The organism is Parvimonas sp. M20 (genome assembly GCF_035282425.1).
GTDB lineage: Bacteria > Bacillota > Clostridia > Tissierellales > Peptoniphilaceae > Parvimonas.
The window spans coordinates 39,891-61,445 of sequence record NZ_JAYKBQ010000001.1; the positions used below are offsets into that span (position 1 = coordinate 39,891).

Below are 21,555 nucleotides of genomic sequence, written 5' to 3' on the forward strand. Positions count from 1 at the left end.
AGGAGGAAACCTTATTGAACGATAAAGAACTGATAGGAAAAGTTCATTCATCTATGTATCACCAATTAAAAAGAAAAGGATATGCAACAGCAGTAGATGTGCTTATGGATTTGGAAATACTTTCAAAGACCGACTATGAACTTTGGAGAAATGGAAAAGTTTTGTATTTGGAAAAAGTATGCAAGGTCAATCTTAAAAAATTGTCTACAATACTGCATGAAATGAGGGTATATGCAAAGAAAGGAAATCTAAAGCCGTCGTTTTGTGTATATAAGAAATGGGCGGTTAAGAAAAAGAACGGGCAAGGGAAAAAGCCGGTTATTAAACTACGGTTTAGCAAAAGTGGTTCTGAAGATATTGAAAAATGGTATGCTACTCACTTTGTAGACACGAAGAAGATAGAAAAGATAAAAGAAGAAAAACAAGTAAATAACAGTGATGATAAGCAGTAAGTCTAAAAATAGATTTGCTGCTTTTTTCATGTAAAAAGCAGGAGGAAAGATGATAAGGATAAGAAATCCCACTTAACAGGCAGGAAAAATTTAATATCGAGGTTGTGAAGCGATTGGAAAATAAAACTTTCAGTCGTTTTTTTATTGAAAAGAAAAAGGAGATAAAGACAAATGAAGCAGGAAATGATTAACATCAATGCCAACTTGGTTGTAGAGCCTACTTTTTCAAGTTTTGAAAAAGATGAGGAAACAGTAGAAGTTGCAAACTTTACTCTTGTAAAAAAATACGGGAAAGGCAAGGAATATATCAACTGTGCAGCTTATGGAGAGAAAACGGAAGTGGCAAAAGGATTTGAAAAAGGCGATCTCATTCATATCTTTGGATATTTCAAAGAGCGTGAAAAAGACGGTAAGACTTACAAAAACTTTGTAGTAAAGTCATACAACAAAATTGAGAAGAAAGAAAATAAGGAGGAAGAATAAAATGGAATTTTTTACACAGGCGGTAAATGTATTAAAAATCTTGGTAACAGCAGTAGGGGCAGGACTTGGAGCGTGGGGAGTTATCAACCTGATGGAAGGATATGGTTCAGATAATCCCGGAGCAAAATCACAGGGTATAAAGCAGCTTATGGCTGGGGGAGGTATTGTCCTTATCGGCTTAAAGCTTATTCCGTTACTTGCAAATCTTTTGAAGTAAGGAGAAATCTATGTTTGGTATTTTCGATAAGATAGAAGAATTTTTCAGAGAACTTCTGCTCGGAGGTATCAAGGCAAACTTAGAATCCATGTTTCTTGACATAAACAATCAGGTAAACAGCGTTGCAGCAGATGTAGGAAAGACACCTATGGGGTGGAACGGAGAAGTATTCAGCTTTATTAAAAATATTAATGACTCCGTTATTATTCCCATAGCAGGGCTAATAATAACGGCAGTCCTTTGTATCGAGCTTATCAATATGGTCATGCAAAAGAACAATATGCACGATACGGACACCTTTGAGTTTTTCAAATACATCATCAAGATGTGGATTGCTGTATGGTTAGTATCTCATGCCTTTGAGTTTTCAATGGCGGTTTTTGATGTTGCACAAAGTATGGTAAACAAGGCGGCGGGGGTAATCAACACCTCTGCCACCGTTTCCGGAGATCAGATTGTTCAGATGGTGGATGCCCTAAAGGATAAAGGACTGGGTGAGCTTTTAATGATTCTGTTTGAAATCTCACTTGTAAAAGTTGCAATACAGGCAATATCCATCGTGATTATGCTTGTAGTTTATGGAAGAATGTTTGAAATCTATGTGTACTCATCTGTTTCAGCCATTCCTTTTGCGACGATGGGAAACAAAGAATGGGGGCAGATAGGAACAAACTACATCAAAGGACTGTTTGCTTTAGGGCTTCAGGGATTGATTCTAATGGTTTGTCTTGGAATTTATGCAGTATTGGTTAAAACGATAAACTTTACGGACATACACACGAGCATATTTATGGTACTCGGATATGCAGTATTACTGGGACTGATGATGTTAAAGAGCGGAACGCTTGCAAAAAGCGTGATGAACTCGCATTAAGGAGGAAAAGATGAAAACAGAAAATAAAGAAAGACTCTTTTTAGCTGTGGAAGTTTTACTTGCAGGATTTGCAGTAGCTTTTACTGCACTGAGTGGAAGAAAACTAAGCAGACTGGAGAAAAAGATTGATACTGTCAAAAGGGACAGCAATTCCATTTTGATGTTTCAAAGTGAGAAAAATAATGAGATGGAAAGAGAAATCGAAGAAGTAAGGGACGAAGTTTCAAGCGTATATGGACATATAGAGGAACTTTTGAGAATAAAGGAAGATGGGAGGTAGCTTATGGCGTATGTACCCATTCCAAAAGATTTAAATAAAGTTAAAACAAAAGTTGCTTTTAATCTTACCAAAAGACAGCTCATAGGATTCAGCGTTGCAGGACTGATAGGAATCCCCGTATATATCTTTACAAGGAAATTTGTACCAAATGATATAGCGGTCATACTTCTTATTGTATCAACGCTTCCTATATTTTTCGCAACTCTTTTTGAAAAAGACGGACTGCCCTTTGAAAAGTATTTTAAGCATATCTATTTACACAAGTTTTATCAGCCTATGAAGCGTGTGAGAAAGGAGGTTTACCTTGAACAGCAAAAGAAAAATTCAGCAGATAAAGTTAGAAAGAAACAAAAAGGCACTAAAAAGGGGGAAACAGGACTTAAAGCAAGATAAAACAAAGATGAAAAAAGAGAGAAGCGGATTTTTAAGTCTTATCTTAAAGAAAGAGCCGAAACGCCATACCGTAGAAGATACCATTCCCTATCTTAGAATGTTAAAAAGCGGTATATGCCAAACAGATGAAAGGTACTTTAATAAAAGTATCGTCTTTGAGGACATTAACTACCAGCTTGCCTTAGATGAAGATAGGGACTTGATTTTTAACCAGTTTGCAAACTTTCTAAACTCCTTTGATCCGAGTGTAAGTATCGAGCTTTCATATATTAATCAGCTTGGAAGAAATGAAGAAATGCAGTCGGCAATACAAATACCGGATAAAAAGGACGGCTTTGACGATATACGATTAGAGTTTAGAGAAATGCTAAAAAGCCAGATAGTAAAGGGAAATAACGGACTGAAAAAATCAAAGTATGTAACATTTACAGTAGAGGCGGACAATATGGAGCAGGCAATCTCAAAACTTGAAAGACTGGAGATAGACATCTTATCCAATCTTAAAAATATGGGAGTAAGGGCGGAAAGCCTTACCGGCGAAGAAAGGTTAAAGATTCTTCACGATATATTAAATCCAAGTAAGACATTTTACTTTTCATATAATGACTTGCAAAGAAAAGAAAGTACAAAGACATATATTACACCTGATGAGTTTAACTTTACACCAAGCAGATATTTTAAGTTCGGTAAATTCATCGGAGCAACAAGCCATTTTCAAATCCTTGCAAGTGAGCTTTCAGACCGTATGCTTTCAGAGTTTTTAGACATTGATGATAACATCAATATCTCGTTTCATATCAGGGCGATAGAACAGAGCGAAGCCATTAAGATGGTAAAAAGGAAAAATACCGATATTGATAAGATGCGAATTGAGGAAAATAAAAAGGCGGTAAGATCGGGTTATGATATGGACATCTTACCGTCAGACTTAATCACCTATGGGGAAGATGTAAAAAGCCTGTTAAAAGACTTGCAGACAAGAGATGAGCGTATGTTTGTTGTAACCATTGTCTTTATGAATTTTGCAAGGACAATACAAAAACTTGAAAACTCTATTGCACAGATAAGCTCCATTGCCAATAAGCATAACTGTAAGATAAAAAGGCTTGACCACACACAGGAACAGGGACTTGTAAGTGTACTTCCTCTTGGAGTAAATAAGCTTGAGATTAACAGAGGACTTACTTCCTCATCTACGGCAGTCTTTATGCCCTTTACAACGGAAGAACTTTTTATCAACTCAAGCAACAGTTTGTATTACGGATTAAATGCCCTCAGTCATAACCTGATTATGGCAGACAGGAAAAGGCTCAAAAATCCGAACGGTTTGATACTTGGTACACCGGGTAGCGGTAAGTCATTCTCAGCAAAAAGAGAAATGGCAAATGCTATTATTGTAACGGATGATGATGTCATTATCTGCGATCCCGAAGGAGAGTACGGAAACCTTGTAAGACAGTTTGACGGAGAAGTCATTAAAGTAAGCAGTAAGTCAAAGGACTACCTCAATCCCCTTGATATAAATATGAACTATGGAGATGGGGACGCACCGCTTAAAGACAAGGCAAACTTCATAATGAGTATGCTTGAACTTGTAGTTGGCGGTAGCGGACTTACAGCGGAAGAAAAGTCGGTAATAGACAGGTGTTTGCCTAAGATTTATGAGAAGTATTTTGACAACCCTATAAAAGAAAATATGCCGATACTTCAGGATTTATACGATATGCTTAAAAATCAGGAAGAAAAAGTCGGTAAGAAACTGGCAACTGAGATGGAGATTTATGTAACAGGCTCTCTTAATGTATTTAACCATCAGTCAAATGTGGATTTGAATAAGAAACTCCTTTGTTTTGACATCAAAGAGCTTGGAAGTCAGTTAAAGAAAATAGGCATGCTTGTGATACAAGATCAGGTGTGGAATAAGGTATCTTTAAACAGAGGAAATAAGGCAACAAGATACTATATAGACGAGTTCCACCTGCTTTTAAAAGACGAACAGACTGCGTCATATTCCGTTGAAATATGGAAAAGATTTCGTAAATGGGGAGGTATTCCGACAGGCATTACGCAAAATGTCAAAGACCTTCTGATGAGTAAGGAAATAGAAAATATCTTTGACAATACGGAGTTTGTACTAATGCTTAATCAAGCGTCCGGCGATAGAGAAATACTTGCAAGAAAGCTTAAAATCTCAAAACCTCAGCTTAAATATGTTACCAACTCCAATGAGGGCGAGGGACTGTTATTCTTTGGAAATACAATAGTTCCGTTTATTGACAAATTTCCGAAAGACACCATTTTATATAAGAAAATGACGACAAAACCCGAAGAAGTGAGGTAGGCTTATGAGTAAAAAGATGAAAAAAGACTTTGCCGAGAGGCAGAAGATAAAAGAAGAAGCAAGACTTTTAGGGAAAGATAATACTGATATTGATGAAAGCAGCAAGTTAAAGCATGGGGATGATTACAGAGGGAAGATTATCCATGACAAAGACAGATTTCAGGATAAGATACACGAAAAGATAAGCAAAAGAAATTCTGAGAATGAGCTTACACAGGGAAGTTCCAAGAAAAATGCAAGGTATAGAAAATCTGTTAAAGCAAATTCCAACCAAAGATATGACGACAAAGGAAATGCTGGTATAAAATCAAGCTATTATACAGATGTGAAGGATGGACAAGTCTACGATCCTTTAGGCAAAGACCTTGATAATGACGGTATCATCGACAGGTATGACAATGACTTTAGGGACAGCGACTATTTTGAATCAGCTTATGATGTGGAAGATAATCTTCATATAAAGGAAGATATAACAGGAAAATCTTCCAAAAAACATAAGGCTCAAAAGGAAAAGTATAAGAAGAAAAACTATTCAGATAAGCTCTATACAAGAAGTAAGGATAATACTTCAAAAGAAGAAAATGCTAAAGATAAGGCTGAAAGCAAAAATACCGGTAAAGAAACTGTCTATGACAAAGAAAAGAAGAACAGCCTTTCCAAAGAGCAAAAAAAGGCACTGAAAAATAAGGTAGCAAAGGTGTCTGCTCTATCAGGACTTGCAAAAGGAAGTGAAACGGTAAGGGATTATCTTTCCCATGGCAGTGATGAAAATCAGGGTGTGGAAACCGGAGAAAAGATTGCAGACGGCAATTCAAAATTACTTCATGGGATAAAAAATTATGCCAATAAGAAAAAGGCTAAGAAAAGCTATGATCTCAGCAAAAAAGATTACAAGATACGAAAGCGTAAATCAAAGCTGGAGTTTCGGGAAGCCAAAGAGGAATTAAAGAAAACGGATGAGTACAAGAAAGCTGATACCTTTAAGAGATTTCAAAAGCGTAAGCAAATGAAAGATACTATAAGAAAGCAGAATAAATCAAGGCTTAGGGACAGGATTAAGGAAGGAGTTATTAACACCTTAAAGAGTTCAAAGGAAATGATCGTACGAAAAGCAAAGGGACTTATGATGATTGTCATAGGTCTTATTATTTTACTGACTTTCTTTACCAACTTTGCAGGCACATCTATGACTGGAATGATGAACTCTACAAGCGGAGTATTAACCACAACCTATCTTTCCAACCAAACTGTGCTAAGTGAAATCAATCAGCAGTTTTCGGGATTGGAGGAAGGACTACAGGAGGAGATAGATTCCGTAGAGGGAAATTATCCCGGCTATGATGAATACATCATAGAAAAAGAGGGAGAAATCGGACACAATACCCATGAACTTTTATCCTACATCACTTCAAGATGTGGAGAAATTAAGGATTCAAAGGAAGTTCAAAGCATCATCAATGACCTTTTTACAAAGATGTATGATTTATCTTATCGGGAAAAAATTGAAATCAGATACAGGACAGTTACGGAAACATATACCGATGAAGATGGCAATGAGCATACCGAAAGCCATGAAGAAGCCTATGAGTATAAGAAGCTCATAGTAACGCTGAAGAAAAGAGAAATGGACAGTGTTGTAAGAGAAATCTTTGCAGAGTATCTCGATAATGTTCTTCACTATGAAGCACTGCTTGCATCTAAAGGAAATATGGAAACTGTCTTTGGAAGCGGAAACGGAAATTTATCGGAGATTGTAGAGAATCCCGACTTTTCAAATCCGGGAATTGCCTTTGATGATGTAACGGTGAAGGCATTGTTTAACGAAGCGGAAAAGCATATCGGAAAGAGATATGTATTTGGGGCGAACGGGCCGAATAACTTCGACTGTTCGTCCTTTGTGTGTTGGAGCTTTACCCATTCGGGAGTAAAAAATATGCCACGAACGACCGCTTGGGGAATTTACAAAACTTACTGCAATCCCGTATCACCATCGGAAGCAAAGGCGGGAGATATAATCTTTTTTAAAAACACCTATAACAGTGGAAGTCCAATATCTCACGTCGGCATTTACGCAGGGAACGGAATGATGATACACGCAGGAGATCCGATTCGCTTTGTCAGTATCAATACACCTTACTGGAGAGAACATTTCTATGGATTCGGTAGAGTTCGTTAAACGATGAAAGGACGGTAAAATGTGAAAAAAGAACTTACAGCAGTAAAAAACAAGATAAAGAAGTTAAGGGATAAGAAGGCTCTGATTGATGAAGAATTGGAGCCTTTATTGATTCGTGAAGAAGAACTTGAAAATGAGGAGATTGTTGCCATTTGCAGGAAGAACAACATCACAATTACAGATTTAATGGCAAAGGTTAAAAAGGAACAAACAGAAACGAAAAAGGAGAAAACAGATGAGAACAGTTATGAAAAATAAGGTATTTACAAGGCTAATGACAGTTTTGCTTCTTGTGGTTATGGTCATTATGGCAGCTTACCCATCGGTAGCCTATGCACAGGTTGATGAAAAAGAAGCAGCACAGGAAACACTAAAAGAAGAACCGAAAAAACCGGAAATTACAGTTATTAAAAAGGAAGAAGAAAAAGAAGTCCGCTATCCCAATAAGTTAAATGCGAAAGAACCTGAGAACTTAAAACAAAATAATGCGGCTTCAAACGGTGAAAAGGCAAATACAAATAAGGGAGTGGCTTCCGCTCCCTCAAAAGCAAGGGCTTCCGTTACGGAAAACAAGGATAATGCCAATCAAGATTATCCGATTCATCATAACAGCGATAAGGAGAATAAGGAAACCGATAAATATTCCGCTGATGCCAGACAGTTTATTACCTTTAAGACGAAGAACGGTAAGACCTTTCACCTCATTATCAATCACGATGAACAGGGAGAAAATGTAATGCTCCTTACCGAAGTTTCCGAAGATGATCTGCTCAATATGGTTGAAGCAAAGGAAAAACCGAAAGAAGTAGTCAAGGAAGAACCTGTAAAACAAGAGAAAACGGAAGAAGTAAAGCCTGAAAAAAAGGAAGAAAAAAGCAGCACTGGAACATATATCCTGCTTGCTCTTGTAACTTTGGGTGCATTGGGAGCAGGATATTATTTCAAGATAGCAAAGAAGAAAGAAGATAAGGAACTGGAAGCCTTAGAGGAAGATGATGATTTTTTCTCGAAAGCGGAAGTCAATGAAGAAATGGAAAATGAAGAAGTTGAAAATCAGGAAACGGAAGATGAAACAGATGACAGAGAAGATGAATTAGAAGAATAATTCTTCACGAAAAACATATAATATTCAGAACATAACACAGGGCGGAAGAATCACAACTTTCGCCCTATTTTACTGAAAACAAGGAGGAAAAACGATATGGAACTTGTGATAGCAGAAAAACCGAGTGTTGCCCTATCCATAGCCAAAGTGATTGGAGCAAAGAATAAAAAAGACGGATATTATGAGGGGAACGGATATATAGTTTCTTGGTGTGTTGGACACCTAATTCAAATGGCAAATCCCGATTCTTATGATGAAAAGTATGCAAAATGGAATATTGACGACTTGCCGATTATTCCAAAAGAGTACAAATATGAAGTGGCAAAGGCAACAAAGAAGCAGTTTGCAGTCCTAAAAAAACTGATGAATGATAAGGAGATTGATACAGTTATCAATGCCTGTGATGCAGGACGGGAGGGAGAAGCAATCTTTAGACTTGTATATCTTCAAGCAAGCTGCAAAAAGAAGATGAAAAGGCTTTGGATTTCATCAATGGAAGATTCTGCAATTAAAGAGGGCTTTGATAATCTAAAAGACGGAAATGTTTATGATAATCTCTTTGAATCGGCACAGGCAAGAGCCATTGCAGATTGGCTTGTTGGAATGAACATCAGCAGACTTTATTCCTGCCTATATAAGCAGAATTACAGTGTTGGGAGAGTTCAGACACCTACCCTTTCCATGATTGTTAAAAGAGATGACGAGATAGCAGACTTTAAGAAAGAAAAATACTATACGGTAGAAATTGAACTTGACGGCTTTACTCTTTCGACAGAACGAATTGACAGCTTGGAAGTGGCAGAACAGCTTAAAAATTTACTCGAAAATAGAATAGAAATTGCGGATGTGATACAGAAAGAAAAAGTTACAAAACCTGACTTGCCATTTGATTTGACAACACTTCAAAGAGAGTGCAATAAGTATTTTGGATACTCAGCAAAACAAACTCTTGATTATGCTCAGAGCCTTTATGAGAAGAAGCTGATTACTTATCCGAGAACAGATAGCAGATACCTTACAACAGATATGATTACAAGTACAATAAATAATATATTGGGACAAAATGACTTTGATACACAGCGTATTAAGGTCATTTTTAATTCAAGCAAGGTAACGGATCATCATGCTATTATACCGACAGTAAGTTCAATGAGTGAAGATTTATCGAGTATTCCGGAGAGTGAAGCAAAAGTATATAGGCTTATTTTTAATAAGCTACATGCAAGTGTAGGTTATCCGCTAATCGAGAACACAACGAAAATTGTGGCAGAGTTTGATGGCTTCGAGTTTACAAGCTCAGGTAAGGTAATTGTAGAGGAAGGCTTTACAAAATATTTGAGAGAATATAAGTCCAAGAGGAAGGAAGAATCTGTTTTGCCATATGTAAATGTAGGAAATGTCCTTGAAATAAAGGAGAAAGAAATCAAGGAAAAGTACACAGAGCCGCCGAAGCACTTTACAGAGGACACACTCTTAAAAGCTATGGAGCTTGCAGGTAATGATGCATTGGAAAAAGGTGTTGAAGTGGAAAGAGAAGGACTTGGAACACCGGCAACAAGAGCAGGCATTATTGAAAATCTGATTTACAAAGAATTTATTGAACGAGATAAGAAGAATCTGATTGCAACACCGAAAGGAAAAAGCCTGATTGGGATTGTTGCAGATAACTTCAAATCAGCAGAAATGACGGCACAGTGGGAAATGGAATTGTCTGAAATAGCACAGGGCAAATCTTCCAAAAAAGAATTTTTAGAAAAGATTGAGGAACAGATAAAACATACGGTAGAGGAACACCAGAAGAATGAATAGGAAAAATGAATATTAGAAAAAGGAGGTAAAAATGCGAATCAATGATTTTCATAACATTTTGGAGCTTGTAAAACAGGACATTCTGCATAGTGAAGCGGAATATTTAAAGCTCCTGAAGGTTGTCGGGAACAATCAAAGATATGACTTTAGAAGTCAATTAAGTATCTATGATAAAAATCCTGAAGCAACAGCTTGTGCCAAGTTCGACTATTGGCGTGAACGCTTTCATCGAACCGTTATGCGAGGACAAAAAGGAATTCCGATCTTAGAAGACTACGGCATAAAAAAGAGAGTGGACTACATCTTTGATGTAAGCCAGACCGTTTCAAGAAACAGAAATGTCAATGAGGTCAATCTCTGGCGATTTGATAAAGAAGCTCATAACGATGTCTTAAAGGAAATGATAGCAAGTGAAGGCTATGAAGAAAGTGAAAGTAATCTTGAAAATATCTTTTCTCTAAGTAGAATTTATGGCGATGAAAAGATAGACAGCCTGATGAACGAGCTTAGAATAGCTGATGAGGACAGAATATCCTTTGTCAAATTTGTAAGGGATTCCATCAGCTATGCGGTAGCTTCAAGGTTTAAGGTGGATTATCCGATGGATAAGGAGCTGTTAAGAGAAAATTTCAAAAGACTGGACAGCATATCTATTATGAGCCTTGGTGAAACCGTATCGGATATTAGCGGAAATATCATAGATACAACCATTCAAAAGAGCAAAGAGATAGAGCTTCAAAAAGGAGTTTTAAGAAGCAGAGAAGCAGGATATAATAAGATTAAAGAAGAAATTGAGGAAGGAGAAAACTATGTACTTCGACGAGATGATAAGGAAAGAATTAGTGAAACCGAGCGAGTTTTCAGAAATGGAGAGTACGGAGGAGATAGCAGTCAAAATCAGGGAGAATACACTAAGCAGCTTGGAGGAACAGATGGAATTCATCAAGGAATATCTGAATCCGACCTACGCAGTGATGAGGCTGGATTATCTTTCACAGAGCAAGGAGCAGAGCCGCTTCGAGATGTTAGTGGATCTATACAAGGAGAAGAAGCTGACAGAACACCTGATGGATATTCAAAAACAGGCGATAGCATTTATGAGGACAGAAAAACCGAAGCTGATGAAGGCTTGGAAGATAGAGAGCGAGGAAAGTCCTCAGTATGGGGCGATGATTTCAGCCTTGAAGGAAATGACCATCAAGGAAATCGTGGAAATCTAAAAGAAAATACTAAAGTAGAGATAAGAGAAGCTGACAAGGCTTCTTTTTCTTTGCCTGAAAACTCTTACGGACAGATAAGGCTTAGCATCTCTCTTGCTCAGAAAGATATAGACACTGTCCTTATTAACGGAGGAAATCACGATGGTGGCAGACTTCCTGTTATTGCCGAGTTTTCTAAAGGAAAAAGCAATGAAGAATTGGGAGAATACCTTAAAAATACTTTTCAAGGGGGAAACGGCTATATCATTGACGGAAGCGAAATCTCAGCTTGGTATTTGGATAAGGGACTTCACTTTTCTTCCGGAACATCAGCAAGAGAAGATGACACACAAGTTTTAAGTTGGGGTAATGCTGCAAACAGAATTGCTAAACTTCTTAACAGCGGAGAATTTGCCACAAATGTGGAACTACAGGAAGCCTTAGACTATGAAAGAGACAGAATTTCAGAATCCCTATGGTATCTTATTCACGATTTGAGTGAGGAAGGAAAAGAACAAGGTTTTTTTGAATTTCTCGAAAAGGGAGGTGGCTTTCCGGATGAAATAAAACGATTATCCGAGGCACTGAAAAATCCTGAATACCTTGTGGATGTTATCAAAGAGTATGGACGATTTTTAGAAGCATATAGAGAAGATAGATATGTACTAAGGTTTCACTATCATAAGGTGGACAGCCTTTATCAGAAGCTACAGGAGCTTGAACTGTCAAGAAAAGAATACAGTACCAATCTGACCGAACTTCCGAAAGTAAAAGCCTTTATTACAGAAGATGAAGTCCTTGCTACTCTTTCAAGGGGAAGCGGAATCGATAGAGGAAAAGAGCGAATTACAAAGTTTTTCAAAGAAAACCACACTTTACAGGAAAAAGCCGACTTCTTAAAAGATGAATACGGAACAGGAGGAAGAAGCCATGCGGTATCAGGTTTGACAGGCAGTGGAGAATGGCACGATGCCAAAGGAATAAAACTGGAAAAGAATGATTGTAAAGATGTTTTTCTTACTTGGTCAAGCGTGGCAAAGCATATTGATGAGCTGCTTTCTAAAAATCTTTATGAAGAAAAGAGAATAGAAAGTAAGGCAGAGAGAGAAGAAGCAAAAGAAGCACAAAAATCACAATATTATTCTAAAGATGATCCTGAAAACTTAATGACCGATGAAATGATTGAAAGAGTTCCTGAACTTTATGCACAGGAAGATGTGGAGTTAGCGGATAAGGAAGTTCATGCTGCATATATCATTCCATTCAGAAGTAATTGGACTTGGTATATGACGGAGTACGACAGAGAAAGCGGTGATGCCTTTGGACTTGTACTTGGGATTGAACCTGAATGGGGATATTTTAATCTTGAGGAGCTGAAGGAATTAAACGCACAAAGACTTATTTTAGAGGATTTTCCAAAGACTTTTCGAGAGATTAACGATACAGAGCTTGTAAAACAGATGAGCGAGGAAGAAATAGACCGAGTATTTAACGGGCAGCTTTCCTCAAAAGAGAATCATAAGGAACAGGAAATCTTTTATCTTAGTGATGAAATGGGAATTTCATTAGAAGAAGCAGAGGGTATTATCAACGATAGGAACAAATTATCAGGTGTTAATGCAGAGGATAAAGAAAAAGAAGCAGATGACATAAATGCCCTGCCTGATGAAAAAATTGCTATTAAGGTCGGCACAGAGTTCATTGTGGCAGATAAGTCTGATGTAGCTCATATCAATTTATCCGAAGCGAAAAATAGCGTGGCTCTTGGCGGTGTAAAGTACAAGCTGTTTTATGGAGAAAGCTATGAAGATAGCAAAAAGGTTGATGAACTGATAGACAGCTACGGCTATACAGCGTATCAGCTAAAAGAACATTTAAGAATAGATACAGCCGAGTATAAAACTTATGAAAACTTTGAAGAAATGGAAGAAACACTTGAGAAAAGTCCTGTTCAACCTACCCTATTTGACTACATTCAGCAAAAAGAAGAAGTAGAACTGAATGAAAAAGAAGAAAGTCTTACAGAACAATTTGCAGTGAAACAAGGTGATACCGTCTATTTTGACCATGAAGCATATATCGCAAGGGATATTGAAAAAAATAAAGTAAACGGAAAGCCGGAGGTATGGCTTTATCCGGCAAGAGATGGAAATAGGCAAATTGCAATCGTACCGTTTATGAATAATGAGGAGCTATTAAGAAAGATAAGCCTTGAAAGACCGAGCTTTTTAGTTGGCGATGAAGTGAAATACAAGGATAAGGACTGTACCATTACCCGCTTTGACAATATGGGAAACAACCTAAAGACCGTAACGGTTATGGATAATACCGAGTATCTTGGCGGTATGATAACCGGATCCGATGTCATTCCCTATCGTTTGGAGAGCGACCTTGAGAGAATATTTGAAAATCTGACATACACGAAAGCTAAAGATACAATTCAAGACATTGATGAAAAGGCAGAAAAACCTAAAATAGAAGCTCATAACTTTAAGATTACCGAAGAAATCCTCCCTGAAAAGCTAAGTCCGAGCGAAAGACTTAATAACAACCTTGAAGCAATCTCCATGCTTAAACGAGTGGAGAGCGGACAAAGAGAGCTTGACAATACAGCTCAGGAAGTCTTGGTAAAATATGTCGGTTGGGGCGGATTATCTGAAGTATTTGATGAAGAAAGAGGTGGTCAATGGAAAGAAGCAAGAGCATTCTTAAAAGAAAATCTATCACCATCAGAATACGAAGCTGCAAGAGAATCTACCTTAACGAGCTTTTACACACCGAAAACAGTGATTGACAGTATCTACTCTACCCTGTCAGGAATGGGCTTTAAGAGTGGTAATATCTTAGAACCGTCAATGGGCATCGGAAATTTTATCGGTAATCTTCCTGATGAAATGAAAAAGTCCAAGTTTTACGGTGTAGAGCTTGATTCCGTAAGCGGTCGCATTGGAAAACTCCTATATCCTGAAAGTGATATACAGATTAAAGGATTTGAGGAAACTTCCTTTTCCAATAACTTCTTTGATGCGGTGATTGGTAATGTACCCTTTGGAGAGTACAAGGTCAATGACAGGGAGTATAACAAAAATAACTTCCTGATCCACGATTATTTCTTTGCAAAATCCATTGATAAGGTAAGAAATGGCGGTGTTATCGCCTTTATCACATCTTCAGGTACGATGGATAAAAAGGACGAAAGTGTTAGACGATACCTTGCAGCAAGGGCGGAGTTTTTAGGAGCCATCAGACTTCCGAACGATACCTTTAAGGGTGTTGCCGGAACGGAAGTAACCTCAGATATTATCTTCCTAAAGAAAAGGGACAGTATCAGAGAAAGGGAGGAGGACTGGATACATCTTGCAGAAGATGAAAATGGGCTGACATATAACAAATACTTTGTAGATCATCCTGAACAGGTACTCGGCACAATGCGTGAAGTATCAGGAAGATTTGGAAATACCCTTGCTTGTCTGCCGAAAGAAAATACAGACTTAAAAGAACTTTTGATAAAGGCAAGTGAAGAAATATCCCAAAACGCAAAGTATGAAGAAATAGAACTTTTGGATGATGAAATTACCTCAATTCCTGCAACGGACGATGTCAAAAACTTCTCATATACCGTTATTGATGACGAAGTGTATTACAGAGAAAATTCCCTTTTTGTAAAGAAAGAGATAACGGATAAGAATAAGGAGAAGATTAAGGACTATCTTGAACTGAATACTGCCCTTAAAGATGTTATCTACAAGCAGAAAGAGGACTATTCCGATGATGAGGTAAAGAAAGCTCAAGAAAAGCTCAATGAAGTCTATGACAGTTTTTCAAAGAAACATGGCTTTATAAATAATTTAAGCAATACCAGAGCCTTAAAAGAGGATAGCAATTTCCCTCTTGTATCTTCCATTGAAATTCTTGATGAAGAAGAAAACTTCAAGGCAAAGGGGGATATTTTCAGCAAGAGAACCATTACAAAGGCAAAGACTATTGACCATGTAGATACTTCTTTAGAAGCTCTTGTGTTATCTATGTCCGAAAAGGGTTATGTGGACTTTGACTATATGGAAAGCCTGACAGGAAAAGAGCGACCTACTTTGATTGAGGAGCTTAGAGGAGAGATTTATCTAAGTATCAGAGAAGAACAAAACTTTTACAAACCTCTATCCTTTAACTTGGAAGATGGAGATTTACCTTTCGCCTGTGCAAACGGCAGCAATTCATATAAATATGGCTATGTAACAAAAGATGAATATTTATCAGGAAATATCAGGGATAAAATCGCCATTGTTGACAGCTATCTTTCAAAGCTAAGACAGACTGAAAGAGAGTTACCTCATCTTGGCTATGCGGAAGATGGCAAAGAAAAAGAGCTGATAAGCTATGAGATGAACCGTTTGGAATATCAAAAAGCTGAACTTACCAAAGTATTACCAAAAGAGCTTGAAGCAAGTGAGATTAGTGTTCGTCTTGGTGCAACTTGGATACCGATTAAGGATATAGAGAAATTCATCTTTGAAACACTGAAAACTCCGGGTTATGCCAAATGGGATATTAAAGTCAAATTCTCAAATCTTACAAGTGAATGGAATATAGAGGGAAAAAGCAAAGACAGAGGAAATGACCTTGCTGAAATGACCTATGGTACAAGTAGAGTAAGTGCCTATAAGCTGATTGAAGATGCCTTAAATCTTAAAGAAACAAAGGTATTTGACCAGATTGTAAATCCTGACGGCTCAAAAAGTTCTGTCTTAAATAAAAAGGAAACTCTCCTTGCGGGACAAAAGCAGGAGCTTTTAAAAGAAGAATTTAAGAACTGGATATTTAGCGATCAGGAAAGAAGAAACAGACTCGTAAAACTGTATAATGAGCGTTTTAACTCTATCAGGAATCGTGAATATGACGGAAGTAACCTCTCTTTTGAGGGAATGAATACGGAAATAGAGCTTAGACCTCATCAAAGAAACGCCATTGCAAGAAGCCTTTACGGAGGGAATACCTTACTTGCTCATGTGGTAGGAAGTGGAAAGACCTTTGAGATGGTCGCTTCCGCAATGGAAAGTAAAAGGCTTGGAATGTGTTCTAAGTCTTTATTTGTTGTGCCGAATCACTTAACAGGACAGATAGGCAGAGAATTTATGCAGCTTTATCCGTCAGCTAACATTATGGTGGCTGATAAAAAAGACTTTGAGCCAAGAAACAGAAAGAGGTTTATCGGTAAGATTGCTACCGGAGAATATGATGCGGTTGTAATCGGTCATACGCAGTTTGAAAAAATCCCAATGAGTAAGGAATATCAGGAGAAACATATTCAGGATCAGATTGATGAAATCTTGAATTATATTGAGGAATACAAGCACGACAGAAACCAAAATTTTACGGTTAAGCAACTTGAAAAGACCAAGAAAAAACTGGAAGCAAGGCTTGAGAAACTAAACGATGATTTTAAGAAAGACGATGTCATTACTTTCGAGGAACTGGGTGTAGATAAGCTCTTTGTCGATGAAGCACATGGATTTAAGAATTTGTATCTTCATACAAAAATGCGTAATGTTGCAGGAATCGGGCAATCGGAAGCCTTTAAGTCCTCTGATATGTTTATGAAGTGTCGCTATATGGACGAGATGACAAACGGGAAAGGAATAGTCTTTGCCACAGGAACACCTGTAAGTAACTCTATGACGGAGCTTTACACCATGCAGCGTTATCTTCAGTATGAAAACTTAAAGAAAAATCACTTGGAACATTTTGACGCTTGGGCTTCCACTTTCGGAGAAACTCAGTCCGCCTTTGAACTTGCTCCTGAAGGAACAGGGTACAGAGTGAAAACAAGATTTTCAAAGTTTTACAATCTGCCTGAACTAATGTCAATGTTTAAGGAAGTAGCAGATATTCAAACAGCGGATATGCTAAATCTTCCAACACCTGAAGCACACTATGAAGTGATTAAAACCTTGCCGAGCGAGGAACAAAAAGAAATCCTAAAAGGATTATCTGAAAGAGCGGATAAGGTTAGAAATAAAGCGGTTGAGCCTGATGAGGATAATATGTTAAATATTACTAATGATGGTAAGAAACTTGCCCTTGACCAAAGACTGATCAATCCCCTACTTCCTGATAATCCTGACAGCAAGGTGAATGTTTGCGTGAAAAATGTCTTTAGTATTTGGGATAAGACCAAAGAAAATAAGTCTACACAGCTTCTATTTTCGGATATGTCCACGCCAAAAGGAGATGGAGAATTTAACATTTATGATGATATTAGGGATAAACTTGTAGCTATGGGCATACCGAAAGAAGAAATAGCATTTATCCACGAAGCGAACTCCGATAAACAAAAGGACGAACTCTTTGCAAAGGTGCGTAAGGGAGATGTGAGGATATTACTTGGTTCAACTCAGAAAATGGGAGCAGGCACGAATGTGCAGAATAAACTGATTGCACTGCATGATTTGGATGTGCCTTGGCGTCCTGCGGATTTAGAGCAGCGTGCGGGTAGAATTGTTCGTCAGGGAAATGAAAATAAAGAGGTAAATATCTATCGCTATGTTACGGAGAACACCTTTGATGCATATTTGTGGCAGACGATTGAAAATAAGCAGAAGTTCATTTCTCAGATAATGACCAGTAAAACACCTGTCAGAGTGGCGGAAGATGTGGACGAAAGTTCCCTTAATTATGCAGAAATTAAAGCGTTGGCTACTGGCGATCCGAAGATTAAAGAGAAGATGGACTTGGACAATGAGGTTACAAAACTTAAAATGCTGGAAGCAAACTACAAGTCCAACCGTTATAGATTAGAGGATAAGGTTGCTAAAAATTATCCGGAAGAAATCACAAGAACGGAAAAGCTGATTGAAGCTGTAAAGAAAGATATAGCTGATGTAGAGCCGCAAGGAGAAGGCGAAAATAAATTTACTTCCATTACCATTTTGGGAGAAAAGATTACTGATAAGAAATTAGCAGGAGAAAAACTTCTTGAAGCTATCAAGACTATAAAAATCAACGAAAGTAAGATAATAGGAAAGTATAGAAATATGGATTTAGAGGTCAGCTATAACTTCTTTACCAATGAGCATAACTTCAGCTTAAACGGTGCTGCAAAGCATTCAGGAGAGCTTGGCACAAGTGCAGACGGTAATATAACAAGACTGGATAATGCTCTTGAGAAAATGCCTGAGAAATTAAATAGACTTGAAGAAAAGCTCGTCAGCACCAAAGAACAGCTGGAAAATGCCAAAGAAGAACTTAAAAAGCCGTTTGAAAAGGCAGATGAACTAAAAACTAAAGTATTAAGGCTTGCCGAACTGAATAAGCTGCTCGATATGGGAGAGGTAGAAGAAAAGAGAAATGACAATCCCCTTGTGGAAGATGTAAAACGAGCGATTATTGACTTCTGTAACAGAGAGTATGAAGAAAACCACAGTTATGATGAGTTTGACAAGTTATACCCTGATTTAAAGCATATCGGGATTGCCTATACTAATACTCCTGATGAAAGGCATGGGATTCAGTACGAACTGAACTTAGAGGATAAGACATGGACGCAGTACATTGATGATATACCAATCAAGACTGAGAGCTTTGATTATGAGAACAAAGGAGAGATTGAAGCTCTAAAGAACATGAAAAATGAGATTGAGCTATCCTCTTTTGAAGATTTAATCTATGTGGATTCCGAAGATTTAAGAGCAGCAACGGGACTTGATATTGATGATGAAGGAAACTTCTATGATCCGCTTGCAAAGGACTTAGATAATGACGGTATCATCGACAGATATGACAATGATTTCAGGGACAGTGATTACTTTGAATCAACCTATGATGTGGAAGATAATCTTCATACAAAAGAGGAAACTTTTCAAAGGACGGAAGATAAACCGTCTATTTTAGGACAGATCAGAGCTTATCAAAGTGAAAGCAAAACGGAAGAGAAACAAACTACAAAAGAACAGGAATATGCAAGATAAGGGAGCGAACAGCTCCCTTTTACCATGAAAGGAGATATAAAAACATGGGTTACAAAACAATAAGGGATAGGATTGAAGATATGGCAAAGGATAACCACAAAGATTTTGTGAAGGCGGTTATCAGCATGGAAAAAGGCATTAACGATGAGAGTGCTTTGGATAAGCTATATGATGCCTATATGGCAAATGACACCATCAATCTGCTTCATGAAGATTTCGATTACATGATTGAAGATTTAAGAGAACAGGGACAGATAAAAGACCTGCCCTATGTTCAGCAGGAGAAAGATGACCTTGTAAATATTGTCGGAAATGTTGTAGGCAATGTAGATGTAATCGAAAGAGAAAATAAGAACGGAGAAGCCTTTAAGGTGGCAAATTTCTCCGTAGTTTCTAAAGATGATAAGGGGAATAAGGTGTATCATAATTGCTCCGCCTACGGAGAAAAGAGTGATATTCCAAAGGACTTTAAACAGGGAGATTTCGTAAAGCTATTCGGACAGCTTAGAACCTCTATTGATGATAACGGCAAGGAGCATAGCAATGTAAGGATATTATCCTCAAAGCTCTTAAAGGTGAAAGAACAGATGAAAGGACAGGATAAAAGTCAAGAGATTGCTAAACTGAAAAGTGAGATAGAAGAAAGAGAAAAAGACTTATTTTATGCAGATTCTTGGGAACAATCAGGACAGATTAGAGCAGATATTGAAAAAATGAAAGCCAAGTTAAATACCTTAACCGGCTCTGAAAAAGGGAAAGAAAACGATAAAAAATCCATACTTGGTGCTATCAAAGAATATCAGGCAGAAGATAAGCAAAAGCCGAAAGAGAGTAAAGAAAAACCAAAAGAAACGGAGAGATAAATGTTTGTCGGTGTGGTCTTAGGGCTGCACCATCTCTTTTTTGTTGCTCAAAAAAAGGAGATAAAGATTATCTCTCCATCTCCTTACCCATGTAGATTCTGTAATTTTTTCGTATCTTGTAAAGCTCGTCCATAGCAGATTTTGAGGAAGAATACTCTTTCATCAGGGTATTCTTTTTTTCTTGCAATTTATCAAGTTCAGCTAAAATATCCTTTGAATTTGGAAGCTTGGAATAAGACTTTTTAAGTTCAGAAAGAGCATTTTCATAGAGGGTAATCTGAGTTTTGTATTCCTCAAAAAATGCCCTATCAGACGGATTCGCCTTATATTCCTTGTAATAGGCACGATATTTTTTTACAGTATGAACTTGCTCCATAGTAGCGGATAACTGTTCCATTTCCTTATCAATCGCTTTGATTTTATCCTGTAAATTTTGTCTTTCATCAGCACTTTTTTGAATAAATTCATCAAGTTGCTTAACAGATTTTATGCCATGTTCTCTGATAAAGATAACGGATTCCGCCATCGTATTAAGATTATGTTTCGTTGCCCAGTATTCATAGCCTTTACTCTCTTTGACTTTAGCATTGGTATTCATATCAATGATATTTCCGATGCGTTTTTTAACAGGAGGAGTCTTAATCATTTCCCTTTCTGCTATGCGTTCTTTTAATCGTTCTTCAGTATAATCTTCACCAATCGTCTTAGCTCTTGTAAATCTCGGTTTATCTTTCGGCTTAAAAGCGATGTGCTTGCCATGCTTTATTTCATAGCCAAGCTCAGCCATTTTCTTTAGAAATTCGTCCCAATCCTTAGACTGTTTTATCATGCGATCAATATCAAATTGTAACCTGCTTTTCCAAGAAGTACCTTTCTTTGCTTGCTCATTTTCATACCAAGACTTACCGTTCATCTTATATTTTTTCTTAAAGCTTTCATAGTGTTCATCAATGACGGAAAGGTTGTTTTCTTTGCATAGCTTATCACTCTGGTAACGGATCTTATGATAGCTTTTCTTATTGGATTGATAGCACTTGCCGGTAACCATATTTACATTATTGAAGATGATATGATTATGGATATGTCCTTTATCTATGTGCGTCGATAACACAAACTCATACTCATCTTTGAGTATCTTTTTACATAACTCAAGACCGATTTGATGTGCCATTTCAGGCGTTGTTTCTCCCGGTAAAAAAGATTGAATCAGATGTCTTGCAAGGACAGTTCCCTTAGTTCCCGCATCCCCTCTTGTCCTTAAAAACTGAGTATGAGCAGTTGACTGATGGCATTTATGCGTGCTGACTAAAAGCTGTTCATCTGTTTTATCTCCATTAACAATATAGTCAATAGCAAGATGAAGGGTTGATTTTATAGGGTGTATTTTTGTAATCGCCAT

Annotated in this window: 12 protein-coding genes and 2 pseudogenes; 13 read left to right on the forward strand and 1 reads right to left on the reverse strand. The window is 37.5% G+C overall.

Annotated features, from left to right (window positions below; genetic code table 11):
* Positions 1 to 14: 14 nt before the first annotated feature.
* The 13 genes and pseudogenes from VJI93_RS00190 to VJI93_RS00250 form a co-directional block, all read left to right on the forward strand.
* Positions 15 to 452, forward strand: a complete 438-nt coding sequence (locus VJI93_RS00190; RefSeq protein WP_006268878.1) for a hypothetical protein — start codon at positions 15 to 17, stop codon at positions 450 to 452.
* A 171-nt stretch (positions 453 to 623) separates the two neighbouring features.
* Positions 624 to 935 carry a single-stranded DNA-binding protein gene (locus VJI93_RS00195; RefSeq protein ID WP_323998461.1) on the forward strand — a complete coding sequence of 104 codons (312 nt, stop codon included), beginning with the start codon at positions 624 to 626 and terminating at the stop codon, positions 933 to 935.
* A gap of 1 nt (position 936) precedes the next feature.
* Positions 937 to 1,152, forward strand: a complete 216-nt coding sequence (locus VJI93_RS00200; protein ID WP_004634421.1) for a Maff2 family mobile element protein — start codon at positions 937 to 939, stop codon at positions 1,150 to 1,152.
* A 10-nt stretch (positions 1,153 to 1,162) separates the two neighbouring features.
* Positions 1,163 to 2,026 carry a VirB6/TrbL-like conjugal transfer protein, CD1112 family gene (locus VJI93_RS00205; RefSeq protein WP_004634419.1) on the forward strand — a complete coding sequence of 288 codons (864 nt, stop codon included), beginning with the start codon at positions 1,163 to 1,165 and terminating at the stop codon, positions 2,024 to 2,026.
* A gap of 10 nt (positions 2,027 to 2,036) precedes the next feature.
* Positions 2,037 to 2,306 (forward strand): hypothetical protein, encoded by a 270-nt coding sequence (locus tag VJI93_RS00210; protein WP_021674562.1) that lies wholly within the window; start codon positions 2,037 to 2,039, stop codon positions 2,304 to 2,306.
* A 3-nt stretch (positions 2,307 to 2,309) separates the two neighbouring features.
* Entirely contained in the window at positions 2,310 to 2,699 is a 390-nt protein-coding gene (locus VJI93_RS00215) for a PrgI family protein (protein ID WP_004634413.1), read from the forward strand.
* Complete coding sequence (locus tag VJI93_RS00220) at positions 2,611 to 5,040, forward strand: VirB4-like conjugal transfer ATPase, CD1110 family (protein WP_323998462.1); 2,430 nt, start codon at positions 2,611 to 2,613, stop codon at positions 5,038 to 5,040. Before VJI93_RS00215 ends, VJI93_RS00220 begins: the two co-directional genes overlap by 89 nt.
* A gap of 4 nt (positions 5,041 to 5,044) precedes the next feature.
* Positions 5,045 to 7,216 (forward strand): C40 family peptidase, encoded by a 2,172-nt coding sequence (locus tag VJI93_RS00225; protein ID WP_323998463.1) that lies wholly within the window; start codon positions 5,045 to 5,047, stop codon positions 7,214 to 7,216.
* Positions 7,217 to 7,237: 21 nt separating this feature from the next.
* A complete protein-coding gene (locus tag VJI93_RS00230; protein WP_125375550.1) occupies positions 7,238 to 7,474 on the forward strand; it encodes a conjugal transfer protein in 237 nt (78 codons plus the stop codon).
* A complete protein-coding gene (locus tag VJI93_RS00235) occupies positions 7,452 to 8,321 on the forward strand; it encodes a CD1107 family mobile element protein (protein ID WP_442953990.1) in 870 nt (289 codons plus the stop codon). Before VJI93_RS00230 ends, VJI93_RS00235 begins: the two co-directional genes overlap by 23 nt.
* A 96-nt stretch (positions 8,322 to 8,417) precedes the next feature.
* Entirely contained in the window at positions 8,418 to 10,130 is a 1,713-nt protein-coding gene (locus VJI93_RS00240; protein WP_323998464.1) for a DNA topoisomerase 3, read from the forward strand.
* A 31-nt stretch (positions 10,131 to 10,161) separates the two neighbouring features.
* Positions 10,162 to 19,125: pseudogene (locus VJI93_RS00245) on the forward strand (helicase-related protein); the annotation flags it as partial.
* Positions 19,126 to 19,337: 212 nt separating this feature from the next.
* A pseudogene (locus VJI93_RS00250) lies at positions 19,338 to 19,925 on the forward strand (single-stranded DNA-binding protein); the annotation flags it as partial.
* Between the two features lie 298 nt (positions 19,926 to 20,223).
* Here the strand turns inward: VJI93_RS00250 and VJI93_RS00255 are convergent.
* Positions 20,224 to 21,555, reverse strand: coding sequence for a relaxase/mobilization nuclease domain-containing protein (locus tag VJI93_RS00255; protein WP_323998466.1), 1,332 nt, complete (start codon positions 21,553 to 21,555; stop codon positions 20,224 to 20,226).

Coding starts and splice junctions, on each gene's coding strand:
- VJI93_RS00235 (WP_442953990.1), top strand. CDS start 7,452: ATGAGAACAGTTATGAAAAATAAGGTATTTACAAGGCTAATGACAGTT.
- VJI93_RS00210 (WP_021674562.1), top strand. CDS start 2,037: ATGAAAACAGAAAATAAAGAAAGACTCTTTTTAGCTGTGGAAGTTTTA.
- VJI93_RS00215 (WP_004634413.1), top strand. CDS start 2,310: ATGGCGTATGTACCCATTCCAAAAGATTTAAATAAAGTTAAAACAAAA.
- VJI93_RS00225 (WP_323998463.1), top strand. CDS start 5,045: ATGAGTAAAAAGATGAAAAAAGACTTTGCCGAGAGGCAGAAGATAAAA.
- VJI93_RS00200 (WP_004634421.1), top strand. CDS start 937: ATGGAATTTTTTACACAGGCGGTAAATGTATTAAAAATCTTGGTAACA.
- VJI93_RS00205 (WP_004634419.1), top strand. CDS start 1,163: ATGTTTGGTATTTTCGATAAGATAGAAGAATTTTTCAGAGAACTTCTG.
- VJI93_RS00195 (WP_323998461.1), top strand. CDS start 624: ATGAAGCAGGAAATGATTAACATCAATGCCAACTTGGTTGTAGAGCCT.
- VJI93_RS00240 (WP_323998464.1), top strand. CDS start 8,418: ATGGAACTTGTGATAGCAGAAAAACCGAGTGTTGCCCTATCCATAGCC.
- VJI93_RS00255 (WP_323998466.1), bottom strand. CDS start 21,555: ATGGCGATTACAAAAATACACCCTATAAAATCAACCCTTCATCTTGCT.